Consider the following 24,274-nt stretch of genomic DNA (forward strand, 5'->3'; position numbering starts at 1 on the left):
CCGTTGCCCCACCCGCCCGTCTGGGACGCCTGAGGTTCCGCGGCCGAGGAGGACCGCCGCGCCCGGGCCGGGACGGTGTACCGCACAACTCCTGCGGTCTGCGGGCTCCCGCGGCCGGAGCAGCGGCTCGCGCCTGATCTGCCGGAGTTGTGCGGCCGAGACCGACGCGCAGAGCCGGGGGCTCAGCCCTCGGAGAGGGCGGCGAGCCGAGCCTCTTCGTCGGCGGTGATCGCCGACTCGATGATCGGCGCCAACGCGCCGTCCATCACCTGGTCGAGGTTGTAGGACTTGTACCCGGTGCGGTGGTCGGCGATGCGGTTCTCGGGGAAGTTGTACGTGCGGATGCGCTCGGAGCGGTCCATCCCGCGGATCTGCGAGCGCCGCGCGTCGGCGGCCACCGCGTCGCGCTCCTCCTGCTGCTTCGCCAGCAGCCGCGCGCGCAGCACGCGCATACCGGCTTCGCGGTTCTGCAGCTGCGACTTCTCGTTCTGCATCGAGACGACGATCCCGGTCGGCACGTGGGTGATGCGCACGGCCGAGTCGGTCGTGTTCACCGACTGCCCGCCGGGGCCCGACGAACGGAAGACGTCGATCTTCAGGTCGTTGGGGTCGATCGAGACCTCTTCGGGCTCGTCGACCTCGGGGAACACCAGCACACCCGTCGTCGAGGTGTGGATGCGCCCTTGCGACTCGGTCGCGGGCACACGCTGTACGCGGTGCACACCGCCCTCGTACTTCAAGTGCGCCCACACCCCCTGCGCGGGGTCGCTGGACGAGCCCTTGATCGCGACCTGGACGTCCTTGTAGCCGCCGAGGTCGGACTCGTTGCGTTCGAGGAGCTCGGTCTTCCAGCCCATGGATGCCGCGTACTGCAGGTACATCCGCAGCAGGTCGGCCGCGAACAAGGCGCTCTCCGCCCCGCCTTCGCCGGCCTTGATCTCCATGATCACGTCGCGGGCATCGTCGGGGTCGCGCGGGATGAGCAGGCGCCGCAAGCGCTCCTGCGACTCCTCGAGCCGCTCTTCGAGCGCCGGGACCTCTTCGGCGAAGGCCTCGTCTTCACGCGCGAGTTCGCGCGCGGCATCCAGGTCATCGGATGCCGCCCGCCACGCGTCGTACGCGTGCACGATGCGGTTCAACTCGGCGTAGCGCCGGTTGACCCGCTTCGCGCGCGCCGCATCGGCGTGCACGGCCGGGTCGTTGAGTTCGAGCTCGACCTGCCGGTGCTCGTCGATCAGCCCGCGGACGGACTCGAGGATGCCGGAGTCGGACACGGCTCAGCGGATGCCGTTGTCGTGCCCGTTGTCTCCGCGCGCGGGGGCCGGGATCGACTTCTGCATCTGGACGAGGAACTCGACGTTGGACTGCGTCTCTTTGAGCTTGCCGAGCACGACCTCGAGGGCCTGCTGCGGGTCGAGGCCCGCGAGGGCGCGACGCAGCTTCCAGGTGATCTTGACCTCGTCGGGCGACAGCAGCATCTCTTCGCGACGAGTCGAGGACGCGTTGACGTCCACCGCCGGGAAGATGCGCTTGTCGGCGAGCTGGCGGTTCAGGCGCAGTTCGCTGTTGCCGGTGCCCTTGAACTCCTCGAAGATCACGTCGTCCATCTTCGAACCGGTCTCGACCAGAGCCGTCGCCAGGATCGTGAGCGACCCGCCGTTCTCGATGTTGCGCGCGGCGCCGAAGAAGCGCTTGGGCGGGTACAGCGCCGAGGCGTCCACGCCACCGGTCAGCACGCGACCCGAGGTCGGTGCCGACAGGTTGTAGGCGCGGCCGAGACGCGTGATCGAGTCCAGCAGCACGACGACGTCGCGACCGAGCTCGACCAGACGCTTCGCCCGCTCGATGGCGAGCTCGGCGACCGTGGTGTGGTCTTCGGCGGGACGGTCGAACGTCGAGGCGATGACCTCGCCCTTCACCGTGCGCTGCATGTCGGTGACCTCTTCGGGGCGCTCGTCCACGAGCACGACCATGAGGTGGACCTCGGGGTTGTTCTGCGCGATCGCGTTCGCGATCTGCTGCAGCACGATCGTCTTGCCCGCCTTGGGGGGCGCGACGATCAGGCCGCGCTGGCCCTTGCCGACCGGTGCGACCAGATCGATGAGGCGCTGCGTGAGCTTCTCGGGCGCGGTCTCCATGCGCAGACGCTCCTGCGGGTACAGCGGCGTCAGCTTGCCGAACTCGACGCGCGTGGCGGCGTCGTCGACGGAGAGGCCGTTGATGGAGTCGACCTTCACCAGCGCGTTGTACTTCTGGCGGCTGGACTGCTCGTTCTCGCGCGGCTGCTTGATGGCGCCGACGACCGCGTCGCCCTTGCGCAGGTTGTACTTCTTGACCTGGCCGAGCGAGACGTAGACGTCGCTCGGACCGGGGAGGTACCCGGTCGTGCGGACGAACGCGTAGTTGTCGAGCACGTCGAGGATGCCGGCGATCGGGACGAGGACGTCGTCCTCACCGATCTCGCTCTCGAACTCATCACCGGTCGTGGCCTGCCCGCGACGCTTGTTGCGCTGACGGTTGCGGCCGTTGCCCTGGTTCTGCTGCTGAGCCTGCTGACCGTTCTGCGCGGGCGCTTCGGCCTCCTCGGTCGGGGCAGCCTGGGCGGGGGCGGGTGCCTCGCTCTTGTCGGCGGTCTCGGCCTTGTTGCGGTTGCGGTTGCGCGACCGGCTGCGGCTGCGGCCGCGCGACGGGGTCTCGGAGGACTCGTCGGTCGTGTCGGCCTCGGCACCGGATGCCACGGCCTCGGCGTTCGTGTCGGCCTCGGGGGCGCTCTCGACCGGAGCCTCGGCGGCGTCGGTCACGGGGGCGCTCTCGGCCGGAGCCTCGGCGTCGTCGGTCACGGGGGCACCCTCGGTCGCCGGCTCGGCCTCGGGCGCGGAGCCCTCGGCAGCGGCCTCTTCGGCGGCCGGCGCCTCGGCGGCGGGAGTCTCGGTGGCGACCGGAGCCTCGGCAGCCGGCGCCTCGGCGGCGGGAGCCTCGGTGGCGGCGTCGACGGCCGGAGTCTCGGCGGTGGCGGCGTCGGGAGCCTCGGCGGCCGGGGTCTCTTCGGCGGGGGCGCTCTTCGCACGGCGCGGCGCACGCTTGCGCGGCGCGCGCGCAGGCTTGACCGGCGCCTCTTCGGCGGCGGGCTCCTTGGCCGAAGCCGCGGGCGCCTCCTCGGCGGCGGGCTCCTCGGCCGAAGCCGCGGGCGCTTCCTCGGCGACCGGCTCGGCCGGAGCGGGCTGCTCCTCGGCAGCCGGAGCCGCCTCGGCGTCGGCCGCGGGCTCCTCGGCGACGGGGGCCTCCTCGCCCTCGCCGTCGACGGGCGCGTCGAACAGCGTCTCGTCGGCGGGAGCGGCGGGCTGCTCCTCGGGGGTGGTGTTCGCGCCCTCGGGCGCGTCAACGGGCTGGGTCTCGGAGATGGACTCCACGAGTGCTCCTCAGGATGAAACGTGGTCAGATCGCGGGTCGTCGGTGCAGAGGGCAGACGAAGACACTCACCAGCGGTTCGGAAGACTGCAGCCGATACCGGGTTCGCGATTTGTTGCGGATTTCGCAGGTGTCGCAGAGGCTCAGATTCGCGTGCTAAGCGGAACCCTCTGCGGCCTTCACTGTACCACCCTTGACGTCGACGGCGAGCATGAGCGTCTGCCACGGGGTGTCGACGAGGGACCCGGCGAGCTCGGCAGCCCCGAGACGCTGGCCCGGACCGTCGGCGAGCACCAGCACGCTCGGGCCGGCGCCCGACACGACGGCCGCGTAGCCCTCGGCGCGCAACGAGCGAACCAGACGGTCGGTCTCGGGCATCGCCTGCGCGCGGTAGTTCTGGTGCAGTTTGTCCTCCGTGGCCGCCATCAGCAGCTCGGGGCTCTGCGTCATCGCCGCGATGAGCAGGGCCGACCGCGAGACGTTGAACACCGCGTCTTCGCGCGGCACCTGCAGCGGCTGAAGGCTCCGGGCGACCGCCGTCGACATCGTGAAGCTCGGCACCAGCACGAGCGGCGAGACGCCGCGGTGGACGATGAGCTGCTTGTGCTGGGGGCCTTCGGCATCCATCCACGCGATCGTCAGGCCGCCGAACAGGCCGGGGGCCACGTTGTCGGGGTGACCCTCCATCTCGGTAGCGAGGCGCAGGAGGTCGACGTCGCTGAAGTCGGCCTCGCCCTCGAGCAGCCCCTGGGCGGCCAGGATGCCGGCCACCACCGCCGCGCCGGAGGATCCCATTCCGCGCCCGTGCGGGATGACGTTGTGCGCGACCAGGCGCAGGCCCGGCACCTCGCGCCCGACCGACGCGTAGGCGTGCGCGATCGCGCGGACGACGAGGTGCGAGGCATCGCGCGGGACGTCCTCGGTGCCCTCACCGCTGACCTCGATCTCGAGGCGCCCCGGCTCGAGAGCCTCGACCGTGAGCTCGTCGTAGACGCTGAGCGCGAGACCGAGGGTGTCGAACCCGGGGCCGAGGTTGGCGCTGGTGGCCGGGACGCGGACCGCGACCCGGCGCCCAAGGGCTGCGGTCACTCGGCCACCGGCTTCAGGTCGAGGACCGAGGCGACCTCCGACGTCGTCGCGTCGACGACCGTGGGCTGCACCTCGGTGCCGTCGGCCTTGCGCAGGGCCCACTGCGGGTCCTTCAGACCGTGACCGGTGACGGTGAGCACGACCTTGGCCCCGGCGGGGATGAGGCCCGCCTCGGCGCGGTCGAGCAGACCGGCGACGCTGATCGCCGACGCCGGCTCGACGAACACGCCCACCTCGCCGGCGAGGATCTTCTGCGCGGCGAGGATGCGGTCGTCGTCGATGGCGCCGAACCAGCCGTCGGTGGCATCCCGGGCCTCGAGGGCCAAGTGCCACGATGCGGGGTTGCCGATGCGGATGGCGCTCGCGATCGTCTCGGGGTTCTTCACGACCTCGCCGCGCACGAGCGGGGCGGAGCCGGCGGCCTGGAAACCGAACATGCGGGGAACACGCGTGGAAACGCCGCGGTCGGCCTCTTCACGGTAGCCGCGGGAGTACGCCGTGTAATTACCGGCGTTGCCGACGGGGATGAAGTGGAAGTCGGGGGCGTCGCCCAGCTGCTCCACGACCTCGTACGCGGCGGTCTTCTGGCCCTCGATGCGGTCGGGGTTGACCGAGTTGACCAAGTGCACCGGGTAGTGGTCGGCGAGCTCGCGGGCGATCTCGAGGCAATCGTCGAAGTTGCCGCGAATCTGGATCAGCCGGCCGTTGTGGGCCACGGCCTGGCTCAGCTTTCCCATCGCGATCTTGCCCTCGGGCACGAGCACGGCGGCGGTGATGCCGGCGTGGGCCGCGTACGCCGCGGCCGAGGCCGAGGTGTTGCCGGTCGAGGCGCAGATGACGGCCTTGGCGCCGTGCTCGACGGCGCGCGAGAGCGCGACCGTCATGCCGCGGTCCTTGAACGACCCGGTGGGGTTCATGCCCTCGAACTTCACCCAGACGTCCGCGCCGGTGCGCCGCGACAGGGCGGGAGCCGGGATGAGCGGGGTGCCGCCCTCGCCGAGCGTCACGACGGTGGAGGCGTCGGTGACGCCCAGACGGTCCGCGTACTCGCGGAGGACTCCGCGCCAGACGTGTGCCATGTCAGTTCCCTTCCACGCGCAGTACGGATACCACGCGCTCGACGACGCCGCTCGCGGCGAGACGCTCGACGGTCTCGCTCAGGTCTTGCTCACGGGCCTGGTGTGTACCGATGACCAGACGCGCCGACCCGCTCGCGGCGGTGTCGTCGGCATCCGGTTCGATGACGGTCTGTTCGACGGTCGCGATCGAGACGCGCCCTTCGCTGAGGATGCCGGCGACCGTGGCGAGCACGCCCGGCTGATCGTCGACCTCGAGCGTGATCTGGTAGCGCGTGATGACCCGGCCGATGGGCACGGTGGGGAGATTGGCGCGCGTGGACTCACCGACGCCCACTCCCCCGGCGATGTGGCGGCGGGCCGCGGAGACGACGTCGCCGAGGACGGCGGAGGCGGTCTGCACGCCGCCGGCACCGGCGCCGTAGAACATGAGGTCGCCGGCGGCCTCGGCCTGGACGAACACGGCGTTGTTGGCGCCGTGCACGCTCGCGAGCGGGTGCGTCCGGTCGACCAGCGCGGGGTACACGCGCACCGAGATCGACTCGCTCGACTCGCCCTCGGCGGCGGGCAGGCGCTCGCATACGGCGAGGAGCTTGATGACGTAGCCGGCGTGACGCGCGGACTCGATCATCGCGGCATCGATCTGGGTGATGCCCTCGCGGTGGACGGCATCCAGGGGCACGGTGGTGTGGAACGCCAGGCTCGCCAGGATCGCGGCCTTCTGCGCGGCGTCGTAGCCCTCGACGTCGGCCGTGGGGTCGGCCTCGGCGTATCCGAGCGCCTGCGCCTGGGCGAGCACGTCCGCGAAGTCGGCGCCCTCGGTGTCCATGCGGTCGAGGATGTAGTTCGTCGTGCCGTTGACGATGCCCATGATCCGCACGACGCGGTCGCCGGCGAGCGAGTCGCGGAGCGGGCGGATGATCGGGATGGCACCGGCGGCCGCGGCCTCGTAGTACACCTCGGCGCCCACCTGATCGGCGGCCTCGAAGATCTCGGAGCCGTGCGTGGCCAGCAGCGCCTTGTTGGCGGTGACGACGTCGGCGCCGGAGTTGATGGCCTGCAGCACTTGCGCGCGCGCCGGCTCGATGCCGCCCATGAGCTCGATCACGATGTCCGCGCCGACGATGAGGGTCTCGGCATCCGTCGTGAACAGCTCGCGCGGCAGATCGGTGTCGCGCTTGGCGTCGAGGTCGCGGACGGCGATGCCGGCGAGCTCGAGGGTGGCTCCGGCGCGGTCGGCCAGTTCGGCGCGGTGCTTGAGCAGCAGGTCGGCGACCTGCGAGCCGACGGCACCGGCGCCCAGCAGCGCCACGCGCAGCGTGCGGTAGTCGGTCATTCGATGTCTCCGTGGGGTGGTGCGGCCGAGCCGCGGGATGAGAAGGAAGCGGATGCCGCGATGCCGGCGTCGCGGGACAGCAGATCCTCGACGGTCTCTCCGCGCACGATCACGCGCGCCTCGCCGTCGCGGACCGCCACGACCGGGGGGCGCGGGGTGTAGTTGTAGTTGCTCGCCAGCGAGAAGCAGTACGCGCCGGTGGCCGGCACCGCCAGCAGATCGCCCGGGGTGACGTCGCCGGGAAGGTACTCGGCATCCACCACGATGTCACCGGACTCGCAGTGGTGCCCGACGACGCGCGAGAGGGCGGGGGCGGCGGCACTCTCGCGCGAGACGATCCGCGCGGAGAAGTCGGCGCCGTACAGGGCGGGACGGGCGTTGTCGCTCATCCCCCCGTCGACGCTGACGTAGGTGCGCTCGCGACCCTCGCCGATCTCGACCTTCTTGACCGTGCCGACCTCGTACAGCGTCACGCCGGCCTGACCGACGATGACGCGTCCGGGCTCGCACGCGACGTCGGGCATCGGGATGCCGCGCACCGCGCACTCCTGTGCGATGGCATCGAGGATGCCGTCGGCGATCTCCTCGATCGGGCGCGGGTCGTCGACGGACGTGTAGGAGATGCCGAAACCGCCCCCGACGTTGAGGAGGGGGATCTCTCCCCCGGCGAGCAGGTCGGCGTGCAGGTCGACGAGTCGGGCCGCGGACTCGCGGAACCCGGAGGAGTCGAAGATCTGCGACCCGATGTGGGCGTGGAGTCCGACGAAGCGCAGACCGGGCAGCTCGCGGATGCGAGCGACCGCCTCGGCGGCGCCGTCGAGCGAGAAGCCGAACTTCTGGTCCTCGTGGGCGGTGGCCAGGAAGGCGTGGGTCTCGGCGTGCACGCCGGTGCGCACCCGGACCAGGACGGACTGCACCGCACCGCGACGATCGGCGATCGCGGCGAGACGCTCGATCTCGATGGGACTGTCGACCACGACCGAGCCGATCCCCACGTCGACGGCGCGCTCGAGCTCGTCGACGCTCTTGTTGTTGCCGTGGAACCCCAGGCGCGCGGGTTCGGCGCCGCCGGCCAGCGCGACCTCCAGCTCGCCGCGCGTGCAGACGTCGACGGCGAGGCCCTCGTCGGTGACCCAGCGCACGACCTCGGCCGACAGGAAGGCCTTGCCTGCGTAATAGACGCGCGAGCGGATGCCGTGACGCGCGGCGGCCGAGGCGAAGGCGTCGCGGGCCCGGCGGGCGTGCGCCCGCACCTCGGCCTCGTCGAGCACGTAGAGCGGGGTGCCGAAGCGGGCACGCAAGTCGAAGATCGACACGCCCCCGACCTCGACCGAGCCGTCGTCGACTCGACGCGCGGAAGACGGCCAGACGGAGGCGACGAGCTCGTTCGCTTCGGCCGGGGCGGTGAGCCACTCGGGCACGAGCGCGGAGTGCGAGGCGGACACGGAGGAACCAATCGGGTTTTGCGGCGACGCGACGGCCGCGGATCACGGCTCCTGCCCGCGCGGGGCGTCACGCGACAGGCAGTCCTTGCAGTCTAGGGCACGGCGTATGCCGCCCCCTTCCCATGACCGGTGGATGCCGCTGACCGCGGGCGCCGCCGCCCGCGGAACGAGTGATGCACCGGGTGAACTGCGGGGGCGGAGAGCCGGTGCCGGCGGAACGACGATCCGCCGAGCGCGGCGCCGGACCTACCGTGAACCGGTGCCGCGCCGATCATCGTCCCCCCTCGTCGTCGATGCCCTCGGGGTCAGGATCGGCATCGATCTCTCTGCGCTCGAGCCGCCGGCACGCGCCGCCGTGCGGTCGGCGTGGAGCGGCGCTGTCTCCGCGGAGAGCGCCGCGCCGCGAACCGTCGTCGCCCCCGCGGCCTCCCACGGCGAGGGCCCCATGCTCGCCGCACTCTCCAGCGCCGTGACGATGGCGGCCATCGAGGCACGGCGCGGCGACCTCTGGATGCTGCATGCCGCTGGGGTCGCCGGCCCGGACGGCGGCGTCGTCGTCCTCGTCGGAGAGTCGGGTGCCGGCAAGACCACCGCCGTCCGTACGCTCGCCCGCACGGCGGGCTACGTGTCGGACGAGACGGTGGGCATCGATGCCTCCGGCACGGTTCTGCCGTACCGCAAACCGCTGTCGGTCATCACCGAGGGCGTGTCGCACAAGGTGCAGCGCTCCCCCGACGAGCTGGCCCTCGGCGCGCTCCCCGCCGCCGAGCTGCACCTGTCACGGCTGATCCTGCTCGCCCGGCGTCCCGGATCGTCGGACGCCCGGCTCGTTCCCGTCCCCACCTCCGAGGCGATCGCCGAGCTGGCGGGCCAGTCGAGTGCTCTCGTACAGTTGCGACACCCCGTCCGCACGATGGTCGAGCTCATCGACCGCACGGGCGGCGCCCTCCGCGCGGAGTACGGCGAGGTCGGCGATCTCGCGGCACTCCTGCGGGATGCCGCCTCTCCGTCGCCCAGCGCGGGATCCGAGCCCGCCGATCCGGCCCCGCTCCGGCTCGCCGACCCCGACCCGGGGTCCCCCGGGGACGGAACTCGGTACCAGCGCGCGGACGCCGTCGACTGGTGCGCACTGCCCGACGACCGACTCGCGGTGCTGTCCGGTCACACCGACGGCAGCGGGACGCTGCGGGTGCTCGCGGGTGTCGCGCCCACCCTGTGGCGCGCGGCCTCCGGTGTGCGGCGCGACGAGCTCGTCGCGGCCGTCGACGCCGCGTTCGCCTGCCCCGATCCCGGAGAGGTCACCGATCGGGCCCTTCAATCGCTGATCGAGGCGGGTCTGCTGCGCGCGTCGGTCTGAGCGCGGCTCAGCCGCACGTGCCGTTCTGCTGCAGCGCGGGGTCGTCGAGCAGGCCACCGTCGATGGCGAACATCGCCACGAGGTCGTCGCCCTGCACGGTGACCGAGTCGAGCGTCAGCCCGGCGGGAAGGCGATCGGCGATGCACAGGTTCCACGTCCGCAGAGCACCGTCGGCGACGCCGCCCAACTGACCGCGGAGGGTCTCGGCATCCACGCGGTTGCCGCCGAGCTCGAACGAGGACGGCGTGAGCGTGAGGTCGCCGCCGGCGGCGCCCGGGGTCAGGGAGATCCCGACCGGGATGGGGACGCCGAAGACCGAGAACCGCGTCGAGAGGGTGACGTCGGGCGCCGCGGTGCCGACCGTGTCCGACGGGAAATCGGGGATCTGCGACAGCAGCGCCCGCAGCTGCGCGGGATCCAGGCGCACCGAAGCCGAACCGCCCGATGCGGCCGCGCCCCCGGCGACCGGAACGCCCTGCAACCGCACACGGACGTCACCGGTGAGCGACCCGATCGCGACGTCGTCCGCCGACACCCCGACCTCGTCCAGTCGACCCGAGATCAGCTGCGGCAGGACGATACCCGGCACCTCGACGTCGACCGGCTGATCGGCAGGCAGACCCACCTTCTGCACGACCAGCGAGCGCACCGTGCTCGCCACGGCCGAGCGCGCGATCGCCTCGGCGGCCACGAGAAGACCCGCGACCACCACCACGATCACCGCGACGATTGCGATCGTCCGGCCGGTCCGGCGGCGGGGCCGCGTGGCATCCGTCATGACTACATGCGCTCCGGAGCGCCGACGCCGAGCAGCGTGAGGCCGTTGCGCAGCACCTGACCGGTCGCGTCGTTCAGCCACAGACGCGTGCGGTGCACGGACTCGATCGGGGCGTCGCCGAGCGGGATGACGCGGCAGTTGTCGTACCAACGGTGATAGAGCCCCGCGAGCTCCTCGAGGTAGCGGGCCACGCGGTGGGGCTCGCGCACCTCTGCGGCGTACGCGACGACGCGCGGGTACTCCTGCAGCGCGCCCAGCAGAGCGGATTCGGTCTCGTGCTCGAGCATCTCGGGGGCGAACTCGGAGCGGTCGACACCCGAATCGGCGGCGTTGCGAGCGACGTTGTGCGTGCGCGCGTGGGCGTACTGCACGTAGAAGACGGGGTTGTCGTTCGTGCGCTTCTGCAGGATCTCGGGGTCGAGCGTCAGCGGCGAATCGGCCGGGTACCGCGCGAGGGAGTACCGCAGCGCGTCGGTGCCGAGCCACTCCTGCAGGTCGTCGAGCTCGATGATGTTGCCCGCGCGCTTGGACAGCTTGGCGCCGTTGATCGACACGAGCTGCCCGATGAGCACCTCGATGTCCTTCTCGGGGTCGTCGCCGGCCGCGCCCGCGAGCGCCTTCAAGCGGTGCACGTAGCCGTGATGGTCGGCACCGAGCAGGTAGATCTTGTGCGCGAAGCCGCGATCGCCCTTGTTGAGGTAGTACGCGGCATCCGCGGCGAAGTACGTGTACTCGCCGTTGGAACGACGGATGACGCGGTCCTTGTCGTCGCCGAAATCCGTGGTGCGGACCCACACGGCGCCCTCGTCGTCGAAGACGTGTCCCTGCGCGCGCAAGCGGTCGACGGCCTCGTCGACGAGGCTCGGCTGACCGTCGACGCGCGCGTGGAGCGTCCGCTCCGAGAACCACACGTCGAAGTGCACGTTGAACCGCTCGAGCGAGGCCTGGATCTCGCCCAGCTGGAACTCGTAGGCCAGCTCGGTGGCCGCGGTGATCTGCTCGGCCCGGTCGAGGTCGCGGATGCCGGGCTGAGCGGCGGCGACCCGCTCGGCGAGCGCACCGATGTACGCGCCGCCGTAGCCGTCCTCGGGGGTCGGCTCGCCGTGCAGGGCCGCCACGACCGAGCGACCGAAGCGCTCCATCTGGGCGCCGGCGTCGTTGATGTAGAACTCGCGCACGAGTGTGGCTCCACTGGCGAGCAGCACACGGGCGATCGCGTCGCCGAGGGCGGCCCACCGCGTGTGGCCGATGTGCAACGGACCGGTGGGGTTGGCGCTGACGAACTCGAGGTTGATCGTGTTGCCGCGCTGGGAGTCGTTCGATCCGAACGCCGCCCCCTGCTCGACGATCGTCTTCGCCAGGGCGCCGGCGGCGGCGGCTTCCAGTCGGATGTTGATGAAGCCCGGACCGGCGACCTCGACGCTCGCGATGCCGGCGACGCCCTCGAGGCCCGCGGCGATCTCCGCCGCGAACTCGCGCGGGTTCGCGCCGACGACCTTCGACAGCTTCAGCGCCGCGTTGGACGCCCAGTCCCCGTGATCGCGGTTCTTCGGCCGCTCCAGCGGCAGGTCGGCGGCGGTCAGCCCCGACGACGAACCCTCGCGTCGCGCCTCGGCGAGCGGGGCGATGACGGCGAGCAGGGCGGCGGAGAGGGCTGCGGGATCCATAACCCTGCAATTCTAGGCCGCGCGGGCGGCACGCCCGCCTCAGCCGATCTGCACCAGGGCTTCGTGGTCGTCGTGGCCGGTGGCATCCGGAGTCTGTTCTTCCAGGACCGCATCGACGTACATGCGCTCGAGGCCGACGTACCCGCCGTGGTAGCTGAGGAAGGCGCAGTCGGCGGCGTCGCGGCCCGTGGCGATGCGCACGAGCGAGCGACGGTCGGACAGCCGCGTCGCGTCGATGACGTACCAGGCGCCGTCGAGGTACGCCTCGGCGACGGCGTGGAAGTCCATGGGCTCGAGCCCCGGCGCGTAGCACGCGGCGTACCGCGCCGGCATGTCCATCGCGCGCAGCAGCGCGATCACGACGTGCGCGTAGTCGCGGCAGACGCCCTGGCCGGTCATGAGGGTCGTGACGGCGCTGTCGGTGCCGAGGCTGAGCCCGGGCGTGTAGGTGACGCTGGAGGCCACGAACGTCGAGACCGCCGCGATCAGGTCGGCACCGGCGAGTCCGCGGAACTGCCGGCGGGCCTGGGCGAACACCTCGTCGGACTGGCAGTAGCGGCTCGGGCGCAAGTAGGTGATCGTCTCGAGGTCGCTCGTGTGCAACGTCGGAGAGGCCCCGGCGACCACGGCCTCGTAGCGCACGGAGAGCGGCCCCTGCTCGCCGGAGAGCCGGTGCAGACGACTGCCGGACTGGTCGACGATCTCGGTCGGGGTGTACACACGGTCGCCGCTCGAGAACGTCAGATGCTCGCTCGCCAGGGGCACCCCCTGGGCAGCGGTGATCTGGAAGATGAGGTCGACGGAGGACCCCAGATCGAGGTCGAATTCAGCGGTCACTCGGCGCGGCACCGGGTAATCCTCGCATGGCCCGGAGGGGGTGGGGCGCGCGCCGGTCATCCGTCCTTCTTGCCCGGGCCACCGGGGCGGTCGTGGCCGGGACCGCCCCTGCCGGGACCGGTGTTCCCCGGCCCCTTTCCGCCCGGTTCGTCGGGTGTCGCCGAGTCGCCGGGAGGCGTCGGTTCGTCGTCGGAGGCATCGTCGTCCCCCACGGTGCTCTGTGTGGGGTCGGGCGTGTCCTCGACGACCGGGGTGGTGCTCTCGGTCGTCGGCTCGGGCGTGCTCTCGGCGGTCGGCTCCGGAGCGGGCAGGAGCGAGGACAGATCGGCGCGGACGACGGCGATGCGGGCGAGGATCGCCTCGGCCTCCGCGGCGGAGAGGCTCCCGGCGTCGCGCTGCGCCGTCACGTCGGCGTCGAGCTGATCGAGCGTCGCCGACGCCGACGCGTAATCGCCGCCCGACGCCTGCGACGCGAGGGTCTGCACCACGCCCTGCCACGCGGTCGGTTCGGCGGCCGGCGGCGTGCATCCGGTTAGCGCGAGCACCGCGGCGAGCGCGAGCGCCGTCGTGGCGGTTCGGCGGAGACTCACGGGCCCAGTTCCTTCCAGAGGTCGTCGACGTGCTGGTCCAGGGGTGCGGGCAGCGCGGGCAGCCCCGGGTCGCTCGCGGGTGCGGTGGATCCGATCGCGACCGCGGTGGCGATCCCTCCCCCGGCGAGGAGCACGGCGACGAGGGATGCCACGATCGCGGCGCGTCGACGCGTCGGGCGCGCGGGGGCGGTGACCGGCGGCAGCACCCGCGTGCGGGTGAGGGCGTCCGGCGGCTCCGGCGACGGTTCGTCGAGCGGGACGGTGGGCACCGATTCGTTCGGGAGCGAGCGGAACTCGGCCCCGAGGGAGGCGGCATCCGGTCGCTCCGCCGGGTCGATCGCCGTCATGCGGGTCAACAGCGCACGCCAGGCGGCGGGGATGTACGCGGGGATCTCGGGCGGCGAGACCAGCCGGGCCGCCAGAGCTTCGTGGGGCGTTCGCCCGCCGAACGGGCGGCGGCCGGTGAGCGCCTCGATCAGGACGAGTCCGAGCGAATAGACGTCGCTCGCGGGGGCGGCCGGCATTCCGCGGGCCTGTTCCGGGCTGAGGTAGGCCGCGGTGCCGATGACGGTATCGGCTCGCGTGACGCGCGTCGCCCCGACGAGGGCGGCGATCCCGAAGTCGGCGAGGGTCGCCCGCGCCCGTTCCCCGGTGTGCGCGGGCGGGCGCAACAGGATGTTGGACGGTTTGACGTCGCGGTGGACGATCCCGCGACCATGGATGACCGACAGCGCTTCGGCGATCTCGCGACCGTACCGAGCGGCATCGACCGCAGGCACGGGTCCGCGGTGGACGAGGTCGGTGAGCGTGGGCCCGGCGATGAGTTCCATCGCGAGGTAGGTCGGCGGTGACGACAAGCGGGCGTCGTACAGCGTCACGAGCGACGGATGCGAGAGCGAGGCCAGCAGCCGGATCTCGGACCGTACGCGCGCGGCATCCGCGGGATCGGCGCCGTCGCCCGTGATCACCTTCAGCGCGACGGTCCGCCCGAGCGAGGTGTCCACCGCCTCGTACACACGCGCGTACCCGCCCTCGCCGAGCACCCGTCCGAGGCGGTACCGGCCGTCGAACAGGTCGTCGATGGCGGGGTCGGACGGTTGCGTCGTGTCGGTGTCTGTCATTCGGGTCCCCGATGCCGGGACGAACTCCCGGCGGTGTTCAGACGAGGTCGTCGTTCGAGGACCGCGTCGTCGAACGCGTGACCTGCGCGCCGCCCGCCCCCTCGCTGCGGGTGACGGTGTCGGTCTGGCGACGACGGACCATCAGCACGAGACCGATGACGAAGACGACCGCACCGGCTCCCATCATGATGTAGCCGATGGTCGTGAGATCGACGTAGTCGTTGGGGAGGTCCACGGCGAACGCGAGGATGGCGCCGATGACGATGAGCGCGATGCCGGCTCCGATGCTCATGGCAGTCCTTTCGGGAGGGTCAGCCCAGGATGCCATCGCCCCGGTGAACGGTCGGGAGGTCTTGACAAGCGCGACCGGGGTCGGTTCCGTCGCATCCCCAGCTGTGCTGTGGATACATCGACCGCGCGGGGTCGGGCGAACGGGACGTGTTCACGCGCCCGCTCGTGGACCAGCGCAACCGCCCGCCCATCGTCGGCACGGCAGGGCCGTAGCCTGGCGGACGGAACCCAGGTCGGGGGTCGGTTGAGATCGATGGTCCCGAAGCCGAGCGGGGCCTCGCTGTCGCCGTCGTCGCGCGAGTCGGACTCGACCGTGCTGGTTCACGAGAAAGGGGCCGCAGGATCTCGACGACCCGCGACCCCGTGTCACGACTGGTGCCCCCGACAGGAATCGAACCTGCGACCTTTGGTACCGGAAACCAAGCAGATACCCGCTTGTGACTTGCGACGCATCATTTGTGCGGTGTAGCGTCTCTCTCATGCGATCCCGGACTATCCGGGACGCGCCCATAATGGTTGCACCAGATGGTTGCACCTCACGAGAGGAACGAGCGGTGACAGACGTCGTACGCCTGAGAAGAAGAGAAGCGGTCAACGGTGCCCGCGACTCTCTCCCCCACCCGCAGTAACCGACCACAGGACCCCGCATGCCGAAGATGTTCCAGGACGCCCGCGGGCTCTGGACGGTCGCCGTCGAACTCCCCCCGGCACCAGACGGAACACGCCGGCGAAAGTACATCCGGCGGAAGTCGAAGACGGCGCTGCGAGCAGCGCTCGATGAGGTCGAAGCGACCATCCGGAAGAAGGGTGATGTCGCCACCTCCTCCCCCACGGTCTCCGCATGGGCGGACTACTGGATGACGGACATCGTCGCGAAGAACCGACGGCCGAAGACCGTCGCCTCCTACCGGTCCGTCATCGAGAACCACATCGTCCCCGTCATCGGGGGGACACGCCTCGACAAGCTCAACGCCGCCGCGATCCGGAAGGTCCTCGCACGGATGGAATCCGGGGGCCTGTCGTCCACATACCGGCGGAACGCTCACGGCGTCATGGCGGCGATGTTCGCCGACGCCGAGCGGGAGGAGAAGATCGACCGGAACCCCGTCGACCTCGTCCTCCGCCCCAGGAAGGCTGTAGCCGACCTCGAGGTGCTCACCGTCGAGGAGGCACAGCGGCTGCTTGAGACGTTCAGCGCATCACCGGACGCGTACATGTGGGCGACGTTCATCCTCACCGGCGCCCGTCGCGGCGAGATCATCGGCCTCGAATGGGACCGCATCGGGGAAGATATCGACCTGTCGTGGCAGCTGCAGCGTCTGGAGTACGCGCACGGATGCCGTGGACGGTGCGGCCTACCCCGGCCGTCTGAGTGCCCGAAGCGGCGGTTCATCGTGCCCGAGGGGTTCGAGCACCGTCACCTGCAGGGTGGACTGCACCTGACCCGGCCGAAGTCCCGGGCGGGGTGGCGCATCATCCCCCTGGTCGACCCGCTCCGGTCGATCCTCGACACGGCCCGCGAGTCAGCGACAGAGAACCCGTGGGGTCTCGCGTTCGTATCCGGCAGGGCGGGCGCACCGTCCCCCATCGACCCGGACGACGCCACGGCACGGTGGAACGCGACCCGTGACGCCGCCGGCATCGACCGTCCCGTCCGGCTCCACGACCTGCGGCACACCACGGTCGACCTGCTCGATGCCGCCGAGGTCGATATGGACACGATCATGGACATCGTCGGCCACTCGACGCGGGCGATGTCACGGGAGTACCGGTCGAAAGCGAACCGGGAGCGCATGCGGAAGGCGCTGCTAGCGATGTCTGCAAGCCTCGGGTATCCCGGTCAGTAGGCTCCGGATCGGTTCGCCCTGCTGCCCTCACCGCTGGCAGCTTCGATCGCCGCGACGAGGGCGAGCAGAGCGGTACGTGTCTGTCCGTCGGTGACGTTCGCCGCGGCGTTGCGGGCGTTCTCGATCGCGTTTCGTGTGTTCGTATCCATGGGCGTGAGACTAGCGGGGCGGGCGACTTATCGTCACTCGTTGATGAGCCATTCGCTTATGCCGCGGAGCGACGGCGGATCCTGCCGCAGAGCAGCGGGTCGATTCTCACGCCCTCCTCCGAGGTGGCCGCGTGCACGAGCAGCTGGTAGTACCTGGCCGGGGAGAGTCCGAACTCGTCGACGATCGCTGCTTCCTTGCGGGACGTGTGCCGGGGGTGGCGGTTCTCGAAGTCGAACAGGTCGGGGACGGTGGGCATGGGATCTAGTGTCCGCACGGGGTGCGACATCGGTACCCTGTCCGCATGGAGCAGTCGACACGGCCGGCGTTCACCGGCATCAGCATCACCGCGATCACCCTCGGCGCGGTCGGGTTGCTGATCGTGATCGTCCTGTTCCCGGCGGCGAAGATCGTCGGAGCCGTGCTGGGTGCCGCGGCCGTCATCGTCGGTGTGTTGGCCGCGGTGAACGCCCGCCGCGCTGGGGCGCCCTGGGTTGCTCCCGTGGTGGGGGCTGTGTTCGGGCTCGTCGCTGTCGTGTGGATGCTGATCGTCGCCGCCACGCTCTGACACACCCCCGCGCCCGTGTGCGCCCTGTAGACGCACGAAACGCCCCTCCCTGCACTCACGGTGCGGGAGGGACGGTGATCGTTTCGGTGGGGGCGTCTACTGTTCCGGGTCATGGGTTCGGTGAAGGTCACGGCAGGGAAGCTCGAGGAGACGCTCGCGAGGGTGCCGCCGGTCACGTTGCCGACGCCGGCGTGGGGCCCGCAACCGATCGGATGGTTCACGGGGACGCGGCCAGTGTGGGTGTGGGTGTCGTGGCGTGACCGGCCCGCAACACGTGAACCCGGGGTCGCGCGGGGAGCGAACGACCGGGTCGTGATGGTCAGCATCGACGTGGGCGGGGACCACTGGGAACCCGTCGTCTGGCGCAACGCCGTCACCGTGCGGGGATGAACGACGAAACGCCCCCGACGTCACCTCACAAGCTTGAGTTCTAGCGATCGTTGCAACACCCGTCCGATTTGGGGTTGCAGTGGAAGACGAAGAGTTCAAGATCAGGGCGAACCGGGCGGTGCCACAAGGGCGGGGTCGCCTCCACGCTGAGCGTGAGAGGTACGCCGCCCTTGTGGCGTCTGGCGTTTCGTATCGGCAGGCCGCCAGGATCGTCGGCGTGAACTACCGAACGACGAAGCGATGGCGGTCCGGGGTCTGGCAGTCATCGAAGAACGGGCCGGTGAATCGCCAGCACGTGCGGGCGCCGGGTGATGAGCTTTCGCCGCGGTTCCTGTCGGAGCTGGACCGGGTCGCGATAGCTGATCGGTTGCAGGCCGGCGAGAGCATCAGGGCGATCGCGAAGGCGCTGGTCCGCAGCCCGTCCACGATCAGCCGGGAGGTGCGCCGGAACTCGAGCCCGGTCTCGGGGAACTACCGCCCGTACTCGGCGCAGGTGAGGGCGGACAGCCGGTTGCCGCGGCCGAAGACGGGGAAGATCGCGGAGAACGTCGAGCTTCGGGATTACATCCAGAGCAAGCTGGAGCTCCGATGGAGTCCCGAGCAGATCGTGAACATGCTGCGGCGGGAGTTCCCCGACCGGCCGGAGATGCACGTGGTCCACGAGACGATCTATCAGGCGCTCTACGTCCAGGGCCGCGGCGAGCTGCGGCGGGAACTGCACATCGCCCTGCGCACCGGCCGGGCGCGACGCCGGTCGCAGAAGCAGTCACAGGCCCGCCAGCCGCGCTATCGCGACCCGATGGTGATGATCAGCGATCGACCTGCCTCAATCGAGGATCGCGCCGTTCCGGGCCACTGGGAGGGCGACCTCATTATCGGCGTCGGGTCGAAGTCAGCGATCGCGACGCTGGTCGAGCGCACCACCCGCTACACCATGCTCGTCCATCTGCCTGAAGACCGCGGGGCGATGACCGTCAGCGCGGCGCTGGTCAGGACGATGAAGACCCTGCCCGCCGAGCTGCGACGGTCCCTCACCTGGGATCAGGGCAGCGAGATGGGCAAGCACAAGGCGTTCAGCCTGGCGACCGACATGGCGGTCTACTTCTGCAACCCCGCGTCACCCTGGCAGCGCGGCAGCAACGAGAACACGAACGGCCTGCTACGGCAGTACTTCCCGAAGGGCACCGACCTCTCCCTGCACAGCGCGGAGGAGTTGCAGCGGGTCGCTGATCAGCTCAACTCCAGGCCGCGCAAGACGCTCGACTGGGAGACGCCGGCAGCTCGCCTCGCCGCCCTGATTGATGCCGCCTAAGTGTTGCGGCAGTCGCCACACTAGAGCTAAACTGTTGCTATGACCGCAACAGTAACGAAGCCCGCCCGCATCAAGTTCGTCACCTTCCGCACCGATAAGAACGGCCGTCGCTTCGCCACGGAGTACTTCCGCGGACGCAACTTCCGCATTGGCGTCGAGGAAGCGGAGGGGCTCATCGCTCTCGGCCTCGCTGTCGAGGAGCACGCAGCATGACCGATGCGCGCCAAGAGGCCATCTCGCGCTACTCCCACAAGAACGTCAGGGACCGCTACGACGCCGACCTGCTCATGGCTGGGTTCGAGGAAGGGGCCGCATGGGCGCGGGAGCAGATGGAGGAGCTTGGTAAGCGATGACCGCTACAGTTGCCCGGGTGGCCCCCAACCCCAAGCGCGCCCTCGCGCCGGCCGACGAGCAGCGCCTCCGCGCCGCGCTCGACGCGCACGAATCGTCCTACGACGAGCTGCGCGCCGCGGTCCTTGCCGCCAGCGCCAACGGCGCATCCGTCCGCGTCCTCGCCGAGTTTCTTGGCAAGAGCACCAACACCATCAGCCGATGGAAGACCGACGCCCGCCCCTGACCCCACAACACAGAAGAGCGCCCCTCCCAGCCGTCAGGCCAGGAGGGGCGCTCTTTTCGTATGCTCAAACCACACCGTGTTGCAACGATCCCTAGAATTCGCCCAAGGGAGGGAGGCCGGGGGCGTTGTTGTCTAGTTGTTCTATGTCATGACGTTGGTTACATCTGCGGGCCTGCTGCCTCGGTCAGCTCGGCTTCCTCGGCGCATGCTGCTCTGCCTCGGTCGCCTCGGTGAAACTCGTCTCAGGATTCTTTGGATTCGGACTTGACAGCACCCGCTTTTAGGGTGCTATACTGGATTCATCGCCAAGGGGAATAAGCCCCAGGCAAGACCGGAAAGAGACTCCGATGAACACCACCACCGCTTCTAAGGGAATCGTCAAGACTCACATCGATGGCGGCACCTACCGCGAGCTGGCCTTCGCTGAGACCCGCAACCGCTGGGGCGTCGCGGTCACCGAATGGACCACCTACAAGGGCCAGGTCGTCTTCCAGATCCACCGCGTCAGCGCCAAGGGCCAGATGTTCGCACAGGGCACCTTCGCTACCGAGGCAGAGGCTCGCACCGCCGCCAACCGCCTCTACCGCCGCGACAGCCACTGAATACCAGCGGGAGGGCTTCGGCCCTCCCGCTCCAAATGATCGAGGAACAGGATGACCTCCGCACAGATCGCGGCAACGCGGCGCTTGCTTGGACTCACGGCGGACCAGCTCGGCGACGAGCTCGGGATCAACCCCCGCACGATCCGCGGATGGGAGGCTGGCAAGTACGCCCCTTCCCCATCCGCCGAGGCAGCGTTGCTCGCTCTTCGATCCGAGCATGACGCCGAGCTTGACGTTCTGATCACCGAGGCAGCCGCTGGCCCTGTCGAAGTGCCGAGCGGGCCGAGGGAGCGCAGCTGGTATCTCGCTCTTGCTGCCCGCCTGATCGACCGTCTGCCCGCGGCTCAGATCGAGTGGCGCGCCGAGTAGCCGCTGTGTCTGTGGTGCGTGCAATACTTCCCTCACCACTTTGGGGGCCATCCATTGGGGACAGCCGACCGGGCTGTCCGGACTTGGATGACCGTTGTCACACGCGAACTCACCGCTCACCCCAGAGGGCAAGCGCCGACTGATCGAGCGCCTCGAGACAGGCAGGCCGATCGCGCACGTCGCTGACGAGATGGGCATCTCTCGCCGCACCGCGGCGAAGTGGTACGCCCGCTACCGCGAACACGGATGGTGCGGTCTCGAAGAGATGTCATCCCGCCCGCTCACGAGCCCCACGGCGACGCCTGACAACGTCGTAGATCTGGTGCTTGACATCCGCCGCTCGTCGAAGTGGGGAGCCGCACGGATCGCCGCGCACATGAACAGCACCCTCGGCGTCGAGATCTCGCACTCCACAGTGCAGCGCATCCTCCACCGCCGAGGCATCAGCCGCGTCGCCGACATGGATGAGCCAACCGGAGAGAACAAGCGTGAGCCGAAGACGATGGTCGCGAAGTACGCGGGTTACATGGTGCACGTCGACGTCAAGAAGGTCGGCCGCATCCCAGACGGCGGTGGATGGTTCATCCACGGCCAGGGCACTGACCTCGCCAGGAAATCGAAACGGAAGGGCATCGGCAAGGTCGGCTACATCTACGTCCACTCCGCGATCGAGGCGTACTCGCGGCTCGCGTACTCCGAGGTGCACCTGAACGAGCGGGGCATCACCGCTGCGGGATTCTGGCTCCGCACCGCGACGTTCCTGGCGCGCCACGGTATCGACAAGCTCGAGCGGAACATGACGGATAACGGCAGCGCCTACCGCTCCCGCGCCTACGAATCCGCTCTCGCCTCAACGGCCACCGATCACCGATTCACGCCGCCCTACACACCGAGGGTGAACGGCAAGGTCGAGCGATTCAATCAGACACTCAAAGCCGAGTGGCTCTACGTCCGCGGCTACGAGTCCGAAGATGCCCGGATCGCCGCGCTGACGGACTTCCTGAACTACTACAACCACGAGCGTCCGCACTCCGCGCTCGGCTACAAGCCGCCCGCGTCGCTCGCCCCGTCAGACTTCCGCATCGAGCCCCAGCCGATGCAGTGGCCCGCGGTCGAGATCCCGCGGGCCACCAGCGACGACTACCTCTTCTGACGTGCGAACAACGTCATGAGATACAACATCTAGTAGGCCGCGAGCGCGGACAACAGTGACTGATCTTCGATAGCGATCCGGCGGGCCAGTTCTAAGCCCACGTCAGACCGGACGTACTCTCTGCCACCTCGGCTGACCGTGGGTGCGTTCTCGAAGGCCAGAGGCCACGGCGACGACGGCCACGTGTTCTCCATCATCGTGGTCCTCCCGGTCACCCGGCCACGAACGAGGCAGAATCGAACCGTGCCACGGTCCCTGCGGCGGTGAGGCCATGCTTCTTGTTCGTCGCGAACGTCGAGTCGGTGTAGGTGATCCGTTCGGTGCCGTTGAGGCTCACGGAGATCGAGTTGCCGGACAACACCACCGAGAGGGTGTCCCCGTTCGCGAACGTGAGCCCCGTAGCGGACCCCACCAGCGTTCCCACCCCGCCTGCGACCTTCCGCAGCTCCAGGGTGGTGCTGTTGGGTTGCACGTAGAACAGGTTCGACGCGTCGAAGATGCGGAACGCAACGCCCGCGAAACTCGCCGTCACCGACATGACCGCCGTGAGCGTCCCGTTCTGCGCACCCGTGTCAACGAACGCGTATCCGCGGGACGCGGGAGTGGGACAGTACGCCGCGTTCCCCGCAATGCCCCACACGCTGCTGTTGATCGTCTGCCAGGTCTTCCCGTCGGTGGTGGTGCCGAGGGTGGTGGACGAGTCGGTGCGGTTGAAGTCGTCGGTGAACCCGGTGGACGCGGAGACCGTGCCGGCGAACGTCTGACTGTTCGTGCCGGCACTGTTCGACGCGCGGATGGTGACCGTGTACGACCCGGCCGCAGTCGGGGTACCGGAGATCACACCAACCGAGGACAGGGCCAGCCCTGCGGGCAGCGCACCCGAGGTGACCGTATAGGTCAGCGGTGGCGTGCCGGTCGCGGTGAGCGCCTGCGAGAACGACGATCCGACGAACATGGAGTTCAGCGCGGTCGTGGTAATCGTCGGCGCGGTGATCGTGCCGCCGCTGTAGTCCCCGTACGGGAGCGGGAGCGCGTCGTGCAGGGCGGTGGCATAGTCCTTGTGCCCAAGGGTGCCGAAGTGAACGGTGGTGGGTGCGGCGGGCGGGTAGTACCCGTCCGCGACGGCCTGTGTGCGGTCGGAGATCACCAGGTGCCCGGGCCAGTACGCGACGTGATCGTTCGCATCGCTCAACTCCCGCGCCGCCGTCTGGTAGGCGGACTCCGGGATCGCGAACGCCTCGCCCCCGTTGATCGGAGGAGACGACGCGAGCAGCACGCACGCACCGCCCGCGACGGCTTCGGTGATCGCTTCCTGGATCTGGGTCTTCCACGTGGCGATCGGTGTCTGCGCGTACACGTCGTTCGTGTCCAACTCGATGACCACCATGTGCGAGTACCCGGATAGAACCGACGCCTTGATGTTGCGAGTTCGCGCCGTGCCGGTGGCTGCGCCAGCAATGTCATACGCCTTCGATCCAGGCGCGCCGACCCGGTTCACGATCACCCCGGTGCCGCGGTGAGGGACCACCGCGAACACGTACGCGCCGTTCGTGGACCCGCCGGGGTGGCTGACCGTGATGTCGTGGGCGACGTCGGTGAACCCGGTCAGCCGCATCACGTTCAGCGTCCCGGACACCACAGTCGTCGTGCCGGCGTCGGCGACGGTGGAATCGACGGTCACCTTCGGGCGCACCGGGGTTGTCACGCCCGAATCTGAGCCCCAATAGAACACGTCCAGCGCGGTGAACCGGCCCGCGAACGTCGAGGGGATCGTGATCGACGCGGCCCCCGCCGCGTAGAGGTTGTACCCCCCGTACTGGAAACCACCCGGCGTCGACACATAACTATCGAACGGCCCCAGCGTGGGCGAGAACGCCGGTGCCGGCGAAGTCGACAACGAAGCGACCCCGTACGCCGAGTACAGGCCGAGGAAGTTCTGCGCCACCGCCTGCCGGTTGTCGCGGGCGAACAGCTTCCGCAGCACCACGGGCCACGCGTTCTCCCGGTACAGACCGTTCGGGTCGACCATGCCACCGTTGACGTCGTCGGATCCGATACCCCAACCGATCGAGTGAGTCAAGCACGTGATCACCGCAGGAGTGATGTCCTGCCGCCCGAGGGCCGCGGCCAGTCGGGCGAGCTTCTGCACGTTGTATATCCGGTTCGCCCGAAGTGCACGCGCCTGCCCCTGCGCGATCTTGGGCGCCGCAGCGGACACCCGCGAATCGATAAGCTCAGGAGCCGACGCGCCCAGAACGAAGATGGAGTCCGCTGCTTCCTTGGTGTAGATGACAGGTCCAGGCATTTTGTCCGC

At 69.7% G+C, this 24,274-nt stretch carries 26 protein-coding genes and 1 tRNA gene; 11 read left to right on the forward strand and 16 right to left on the reverse strand.

What is annotated here, in order from left to right; genetic code table 11:
• Window positions 1-182: 182 nt before the first annotated feature.
• The 6 genes from prfA to lysA all read right to left on the reverse strand — a co-directional run bounded on the left by prfA (window position 183) and on the right by lysA (window position 8,354).
• Complete coding sequence (gene prfA / locus FE256_RS03620; protein ID WP_138173033.1) at window positions 183-1,259, reverse strand: peptide chain release factor 1; 1,077 nt, start codon at window positions 1,257-1,259, stop codon at window positions 183-185.
• Between the two features lie 18 nt (window positions 1,260-1,277).
• Window positions 1,278-3,410 (reverse strand): transcription termination factor Rho, encoded by a 2,133-nt coding sequence (gene rho, locus FE256_RS03625; RefSeq protein WP_138172876.1) that lies wholly within the window; start codon window positions 3,408-3,410, stop codon window positions 1,278-1,280.
• A gap of 154 nt (window positions 3,411-3,564) precedes the next feature.
• Complete coding sequence (gene thrB, locus FE256_RS03630) at window positions 3,565-4,497, reverse strand: homoserine kinase (protein ID WP_138172878.1); 933 nt, start codon at window positions 4,495-4,497, stop codon at window positions 3,565-3,567.
• Complete coding sequence (gene thrC, locus FE256_RS03635) at window positions 4,494-5,576, reverse strand: threonine synthase (protein WP_138172880.1); 1,083 nt, start codon at window positions 5,574-5,576, stop codon at window positions 4,494-4,496. Before thrC ends, thrB begins: the two co-directional genes overlap by 4 nt.
• Before the next feature lies 1 nt (window position 5,577).
• A complete protein-coding gene (locus tag FE256_RS03640) occupies window positions 5,578-6,909 on the reverse strand; it encodes a homoserine dehydrogenase (protein WP_138172882.1) in 1,332 nt (443 codons plus the stop codon).
• Window positions 6,906-8,354 (reverse strand): diaminopimelate decarboxylase, encoded by a 1,449-nt coding sequence (lysA, locus tag FE256_RS03645; protein WP_171024166.1) that lies wholly within the window; start codon window positions 8,352-8,354, stop codon window positions 6,906-6,908. Before lysA ends, FE256_RS03640 begins: the two co-directional genes overlap by 4 nt.
• A 259-nt stretch (window positions 8,355-8,613) precedes the next feature.
• Between lysA and FE256_RS03650 the strand changes: the two genes are divergently transcribed.
• The gene (locus FE256_RS03650) at window positions 8,614-9,711 is read left to right on the forward strand and encodes an ATP-binding protein (protein ID WP_138172884.1); all 1,098 of its coding nucleotides are present in this window, start codon (window positions 8,614-8,616) and stop codon (window positions 9,709-9,711) included.
• Window positions 9,712-9,718: 7 nt separating this feature from the next.
• On the opposite strand, the gene FE256_RS03655 is transcribed toward FE256_RS03650, so the two are convergent.
• The 7 genes from FE256_RS03655 to FE256_RS03685 form a co-directional block, all read right to left on the reverse strand.
• Window positions 9,719-10,489 (reverse strand): LmeA family phospholipid-binding protein, encoded by a 771-nt coding sequence (locus FE256_RS03655; protein ID WP_138172885.1) that lies wholly within the window; start codon window positions 10,487-10,489, stop codon window positions 9,719-9,721.
• Between the two features lie 2 nt (window positions 10,490-10,491).
• Window positions 10,492-12,156, reverse strand: a complete 1,665-nt coding sequence (locus FE256_RS03660) for an arginine--tRNA ligase (RefSeq protein ID WP_138172886.1) — start codon at window positions 12,154-12,156, stop codon at window positions 10,492-10,494.
• A gap of 39 nt (window positions 12,157-12,195) precedes the next feature.
• On the reverse strand, window positions 12,196-13,005 hold the full coding sequence (locus FE256_RS03665; RefSeq protein WP_138172887.1) for a transglutaminase-like domain-containing protein: 810 nt from the start codon (window positions 13,003-13,005) through the stop codon (window positions 12,196-12,198).
• Between the two features lie 44 nt (window positions 13,006-13,049).
• Window positions 13,050-13,583: a hypothetical protein gene (locus FE256_RS03670; protein ID WP_138172888.1), complete on the reverse strand. Its 534-nt coding sequence runs from the start codon at window positions 13,581-13,583 to the stop codon at window positions 13,050-13,052.
• Window positions 13,580-14,704: a serine/threonine-protein kinase gene (locus FE256_RS03675; protein WP_138172889.1), complete on the reverse strand. Its 1,125-nt coding sequence runs from the start codon at window positions 14,702-14,704 to the stop codon at window positions 13,580-13,582. Before FE256_RS03675 ends, FE256_RS03670 begins: the two co-directional genes overlap by 4 nt.
• Before the next feature lie 37 nt (window positions 14,705-14,741).
• Complete coding sequence (locus tag FE256_RS03680) at window positions 14,742-14,996, reverse strand: DUF6458 family protein (RefSeq protein ID WP_138172890.1); 255 nt, start codon at window positions 14,994-14,996, stop codon at window positions 14,742-14,744.
• A gap of 372 nt (window positions 14,997-15,368) precedes the next feature.
• A tRNA-Arg gene (locus tag FE256_RS03685) sits at window positions 15,369-15,436 on the reverse strand.
• A gap of 206 nt (window positions 15,437-15,642) precedes the next feature.
• On the opposite strand from FE256_RS03685, the gene FE256_RS03690 reads away from it, so the two are divergent.
• Window positions 15,643-16,842, forward strand: a complete 1,200-nt coding sequence (locus tag FE256_RS03690; protein ID WP_138172892.1) for a tyrosine-type recombinase/integrase — start codon at window positions 15,643-15,645, stop codon at window positions 16,840-16,842.
• On the opposite strand, the gene FE256_RS18015 is transcribed toward FE256_RS03690, so the two are convergent.
• On the reverse strand, window positions 16,836-16,991 hold the full coding sequence (locus FE256_RS18015; protein ID WP_171024168.1) for a hypothetical protein: 156 nt from the start codon (window positions 16,989-16,991) through the stop codon (window positions 16,836-16,838). The genes FE256_RS03690 and FE256_RS18015 overlap by 7 nt on opposite strands.
• 56 nt (window positions 16,992-17,047) lie before the next feature.
• Window positions 17,048-17,248, reverse strand: coding sequence for a DUF3263 domain-containing protein (locus FE256_RS03695; RefSeq protein ID WP_171024169.1), 201 nt, complete (start codon window positions 17,246-17,248; stop codon window positions 17,048-17,050).
• A gap of 45 nt (window positions 17,249-17,293) precedes the next feature.
• On the opposite strand from FE256_RS03695, the gene FE256_RS03700 reads away from it, so the two are divergent.
• The 9 genes from FE256_RS03700 (at window position 17,294) to FE256_RS03730 (ending at window position 21,960) form a co-directional block, all read left to right on the forward strand.
• Entirely contained in the window at window positions 17,294-17,557 is a 264-nt protein-coding gene (locus FE256_RS03700) for a hypothetical protein (protein WP_138172896.1), read from the forward strand.
• Window positions 17,558-17,668: 111 nt separating this feature from the next.
• Window positions 17,669-17,947 (forward strand): hypothetical protein, encoded by a 279-nt coding sequence (locus FE256_RS03705; RefSeq protein WP_138172898.1) that lies wholly within the window; start codon window positions 17,669-17,671, stop codon window positions 17,945-17,947.
• A 217-nt stretch (window positions 17,948-18,164) separates the two neighbouring features.
• The gene (locus tag FE256_RS03710; RefSeq protein ID WP_502704854.1) at window positions 18,165-19,259 is read left to right on the forward strand and encodes an IS30 family transposase; all 1,095 of its coding nucleotides are present in this window, start codon (window positions 18,165-18,167) and stop codon (window positions 19,257-19,259) included.
• A gap of 39 nt (window positions 19,260-19,298) precedes the next feature.
• The gene (locus FE256_RS18020) at window positions 19,299-19,472 is read left to right on the forward strand and encodes a hypothetical protein (protein ID WP_171024170.1); all 174 of its coding nucleotides are present in this window, start codon (window positions 19,299-19,301) and stop codon (window positions 19,470-19,472) included.
• Window positions 19,469-19,612, forward strand: coding sequence for a hypothetical protein (locus tag FE256_RS18025; RefSeq protein WP_171024165.1), 144 nt, complete (start codon window positions 19,469-19,471; stop codon window positions 19,610-19,612). Before FE256_RS18020 ends, FE256_RS18025 begins: the two co-directional genes overlap by 4 nt.
• A 17-nt stretch (window positions 19,613-19,629) precedes the next feature.
• Window positions 19,630-19,836 carry a helix-turn-helix domain-containing protein gene (locus FE256_RS03715; protein ID WP_171024171.1) on the forward strand — a complete coding sequence of 69 codons (207 nt, stop codon included), beginning with the start codon at window positions 19,630-19,632 and terminating at the stop codon, window positions 19,834-19,836.
• A 347-nt stretch (window positions 19,837-20,183) separates the two neighbouring features.
• A complete protein-coding gene (locus tag FE256_RS03720) occupies window positions 20,184-20,438 on the forward strand; it encodes a hypothetical protein (protein ID WP_138172904.1) in 255 nt (84 codons plus the stop codon).
• Between the two features lie 51 nt (window positions 20,439-20,489).
• Window positions 20,490-20,807, forward strand: coding sequence for a helix-turn-helix domain-containing protein (locus tag FE256_RS03725; protein ID WP_138172906.1), 318 nt, complete (start codon window positions 20,490-20,492; stop codon window positions 20,805-20,807).
• A gap of 94 nt (window positions 20,808-20,901) precedes the next feature.
• The gene (locus FE256_RS03730; RefSeq protein ID WP_252370890.1) at window positions 20,902-21,960 is read left to right on the forward strand and encodes an IS481 family transposase; all 1,059 of its coding nucleotides are present in this window, start codon (window positions 20,902-20,904) and stop codon (window positions 21,958-21,960) included.
• 211 nt (window positions 21,961-22,171) lie between these two features.
• On the opposite strand, the gene FE256_RS03735 is transcribed toward FE256_RS03730, so the two are convergent.
• Window positions 22,172-24,265 carry a putative Ig domain-containing protein gene (locus FE256_RS03735; protein WP_138172908.1) on the reverse strand — a complete coding sequence of 698 codons (2,094 nt, stop codon included), beginning with the start codon at window positions 24,263-24,265 and terminating at the stop codon, window positions 22,172-22,174.
• Window positions 24,266-24,274: the final 9 nt, after the last annotated feature.

Source organism: Microbacterium sp. 5K110 (genome assembly GCF_005774735.1).
GTDB lineage: Bacteria > Actinomycetota > Actinomycetes > Actinomycetales > Microbacteriaceae > Microbacterium.

Coding starts and splice junctions, on each gene's coding strand:
- thrC (WP_138172880.1), bottom strand. CDS start 5,576: ATGGCACACGTCTGGCGCGGAGTCCTCCGCGAGTACGCGGACCGTCTG.
- FE256_RS03640 (WP_138172882.1), bottom strand. CDS start 6,909: ATGACCGACTACCGCACGCTGCGCGTGGCGCTGCTGGGCGCCGGTGCC.
- FE256_RS03655 (WP_138172885.1), bottom strand. CDS start 10,489: ATGACGGATGCCACGCGGCCCCGCCGCCGGACCGGCCGGACGATCGCA.
- FE256_RS03660 (WP_138172886.1), bottom strand. CDS start 12,156: ATGGATCCCGCAGCCCTCTCCGCCGCCCTGCTCGCCGTCATCGCCCCG.
- FE256_RS03675 (WP_138172889.1), bottom strand. CDS start 14,704: ATGACAGACACCGACACGACGCAACCGTCCGACCCCGCCATCGACGAC.
- FE256_RS03680 (WP_138172890.1), bottom strand. CDS start 14,996: ATGAGCATCGGAGCCGGCATCGCGCTCATCGTCATCGGCGCCATCCTC.
- FE256_RS03690 (WP_138172892.1), top strand. CDS start 15,643: ATGCCGAAGATGTTCCAGGACGCCCGCGGGCTCTGGACGGTCGCCGTC.
- FE256_RS18015 (WP_171024168.1), bottom strand. CDS start 16,991: ATGGATACGAACACACGAAACGCGATCGAGAACGCCCGCAACGCCGCG.
- FE256_RS03695 (WP_171024169.1), bottom strand. CDS start 17,248: ATGCCCACCGTCCCCGACCTGTTCGACTTCGAGAACCGCCACCCCCGG.
- FE256_RS03700 (WP_138172896.1), top strand. CDS start 17,294: ATGGAGCAGTCGACACGGCCGGCGTTCACCGGCATCAGCATCACCGCG.
- FE256_RS03705 (WP_138172898.1), top strand. CDS start 17,669: ATGGGTTCGGTGAAGGTCACGGCAGGGAAGCTCGAGGAGACGCTCGCG.
- FE256_RS18020 (WP_171024170.1), top strand. CDS start 19,299: ATGACCGCAACAGTAACGAAGCCCGCCCGCATCAAGTTCGTCACCTTC.
- FE256_RS18025 (WP_171024165.1), top strand. CDS start 19,469: ATGACCGATGCGCGCCAAGAGGCCATCTCGCGCTACTCCCACAAGAAC.
- FE256_RS03720 (WP_138172904.1), top strand. CDS start 20,184: ATGAACACCACCACCGCTTCTAAGGGAATCGTCAAGACTCACATCGAT.
- FE256_RS03725 (WP_138172906.1), top strand. CDS start 20,490: ATGACCTCCGCACAGATCGCGGCAACGCGGCGCTTGCTTGGACTCACG.
- FE256_RS03735 (WP_138172908.1), bottom strand. CDS start 24,265: ATGCCTGGACCTGTCATCTACACCAAGGAAGCAGCGGACTCCATCTTC.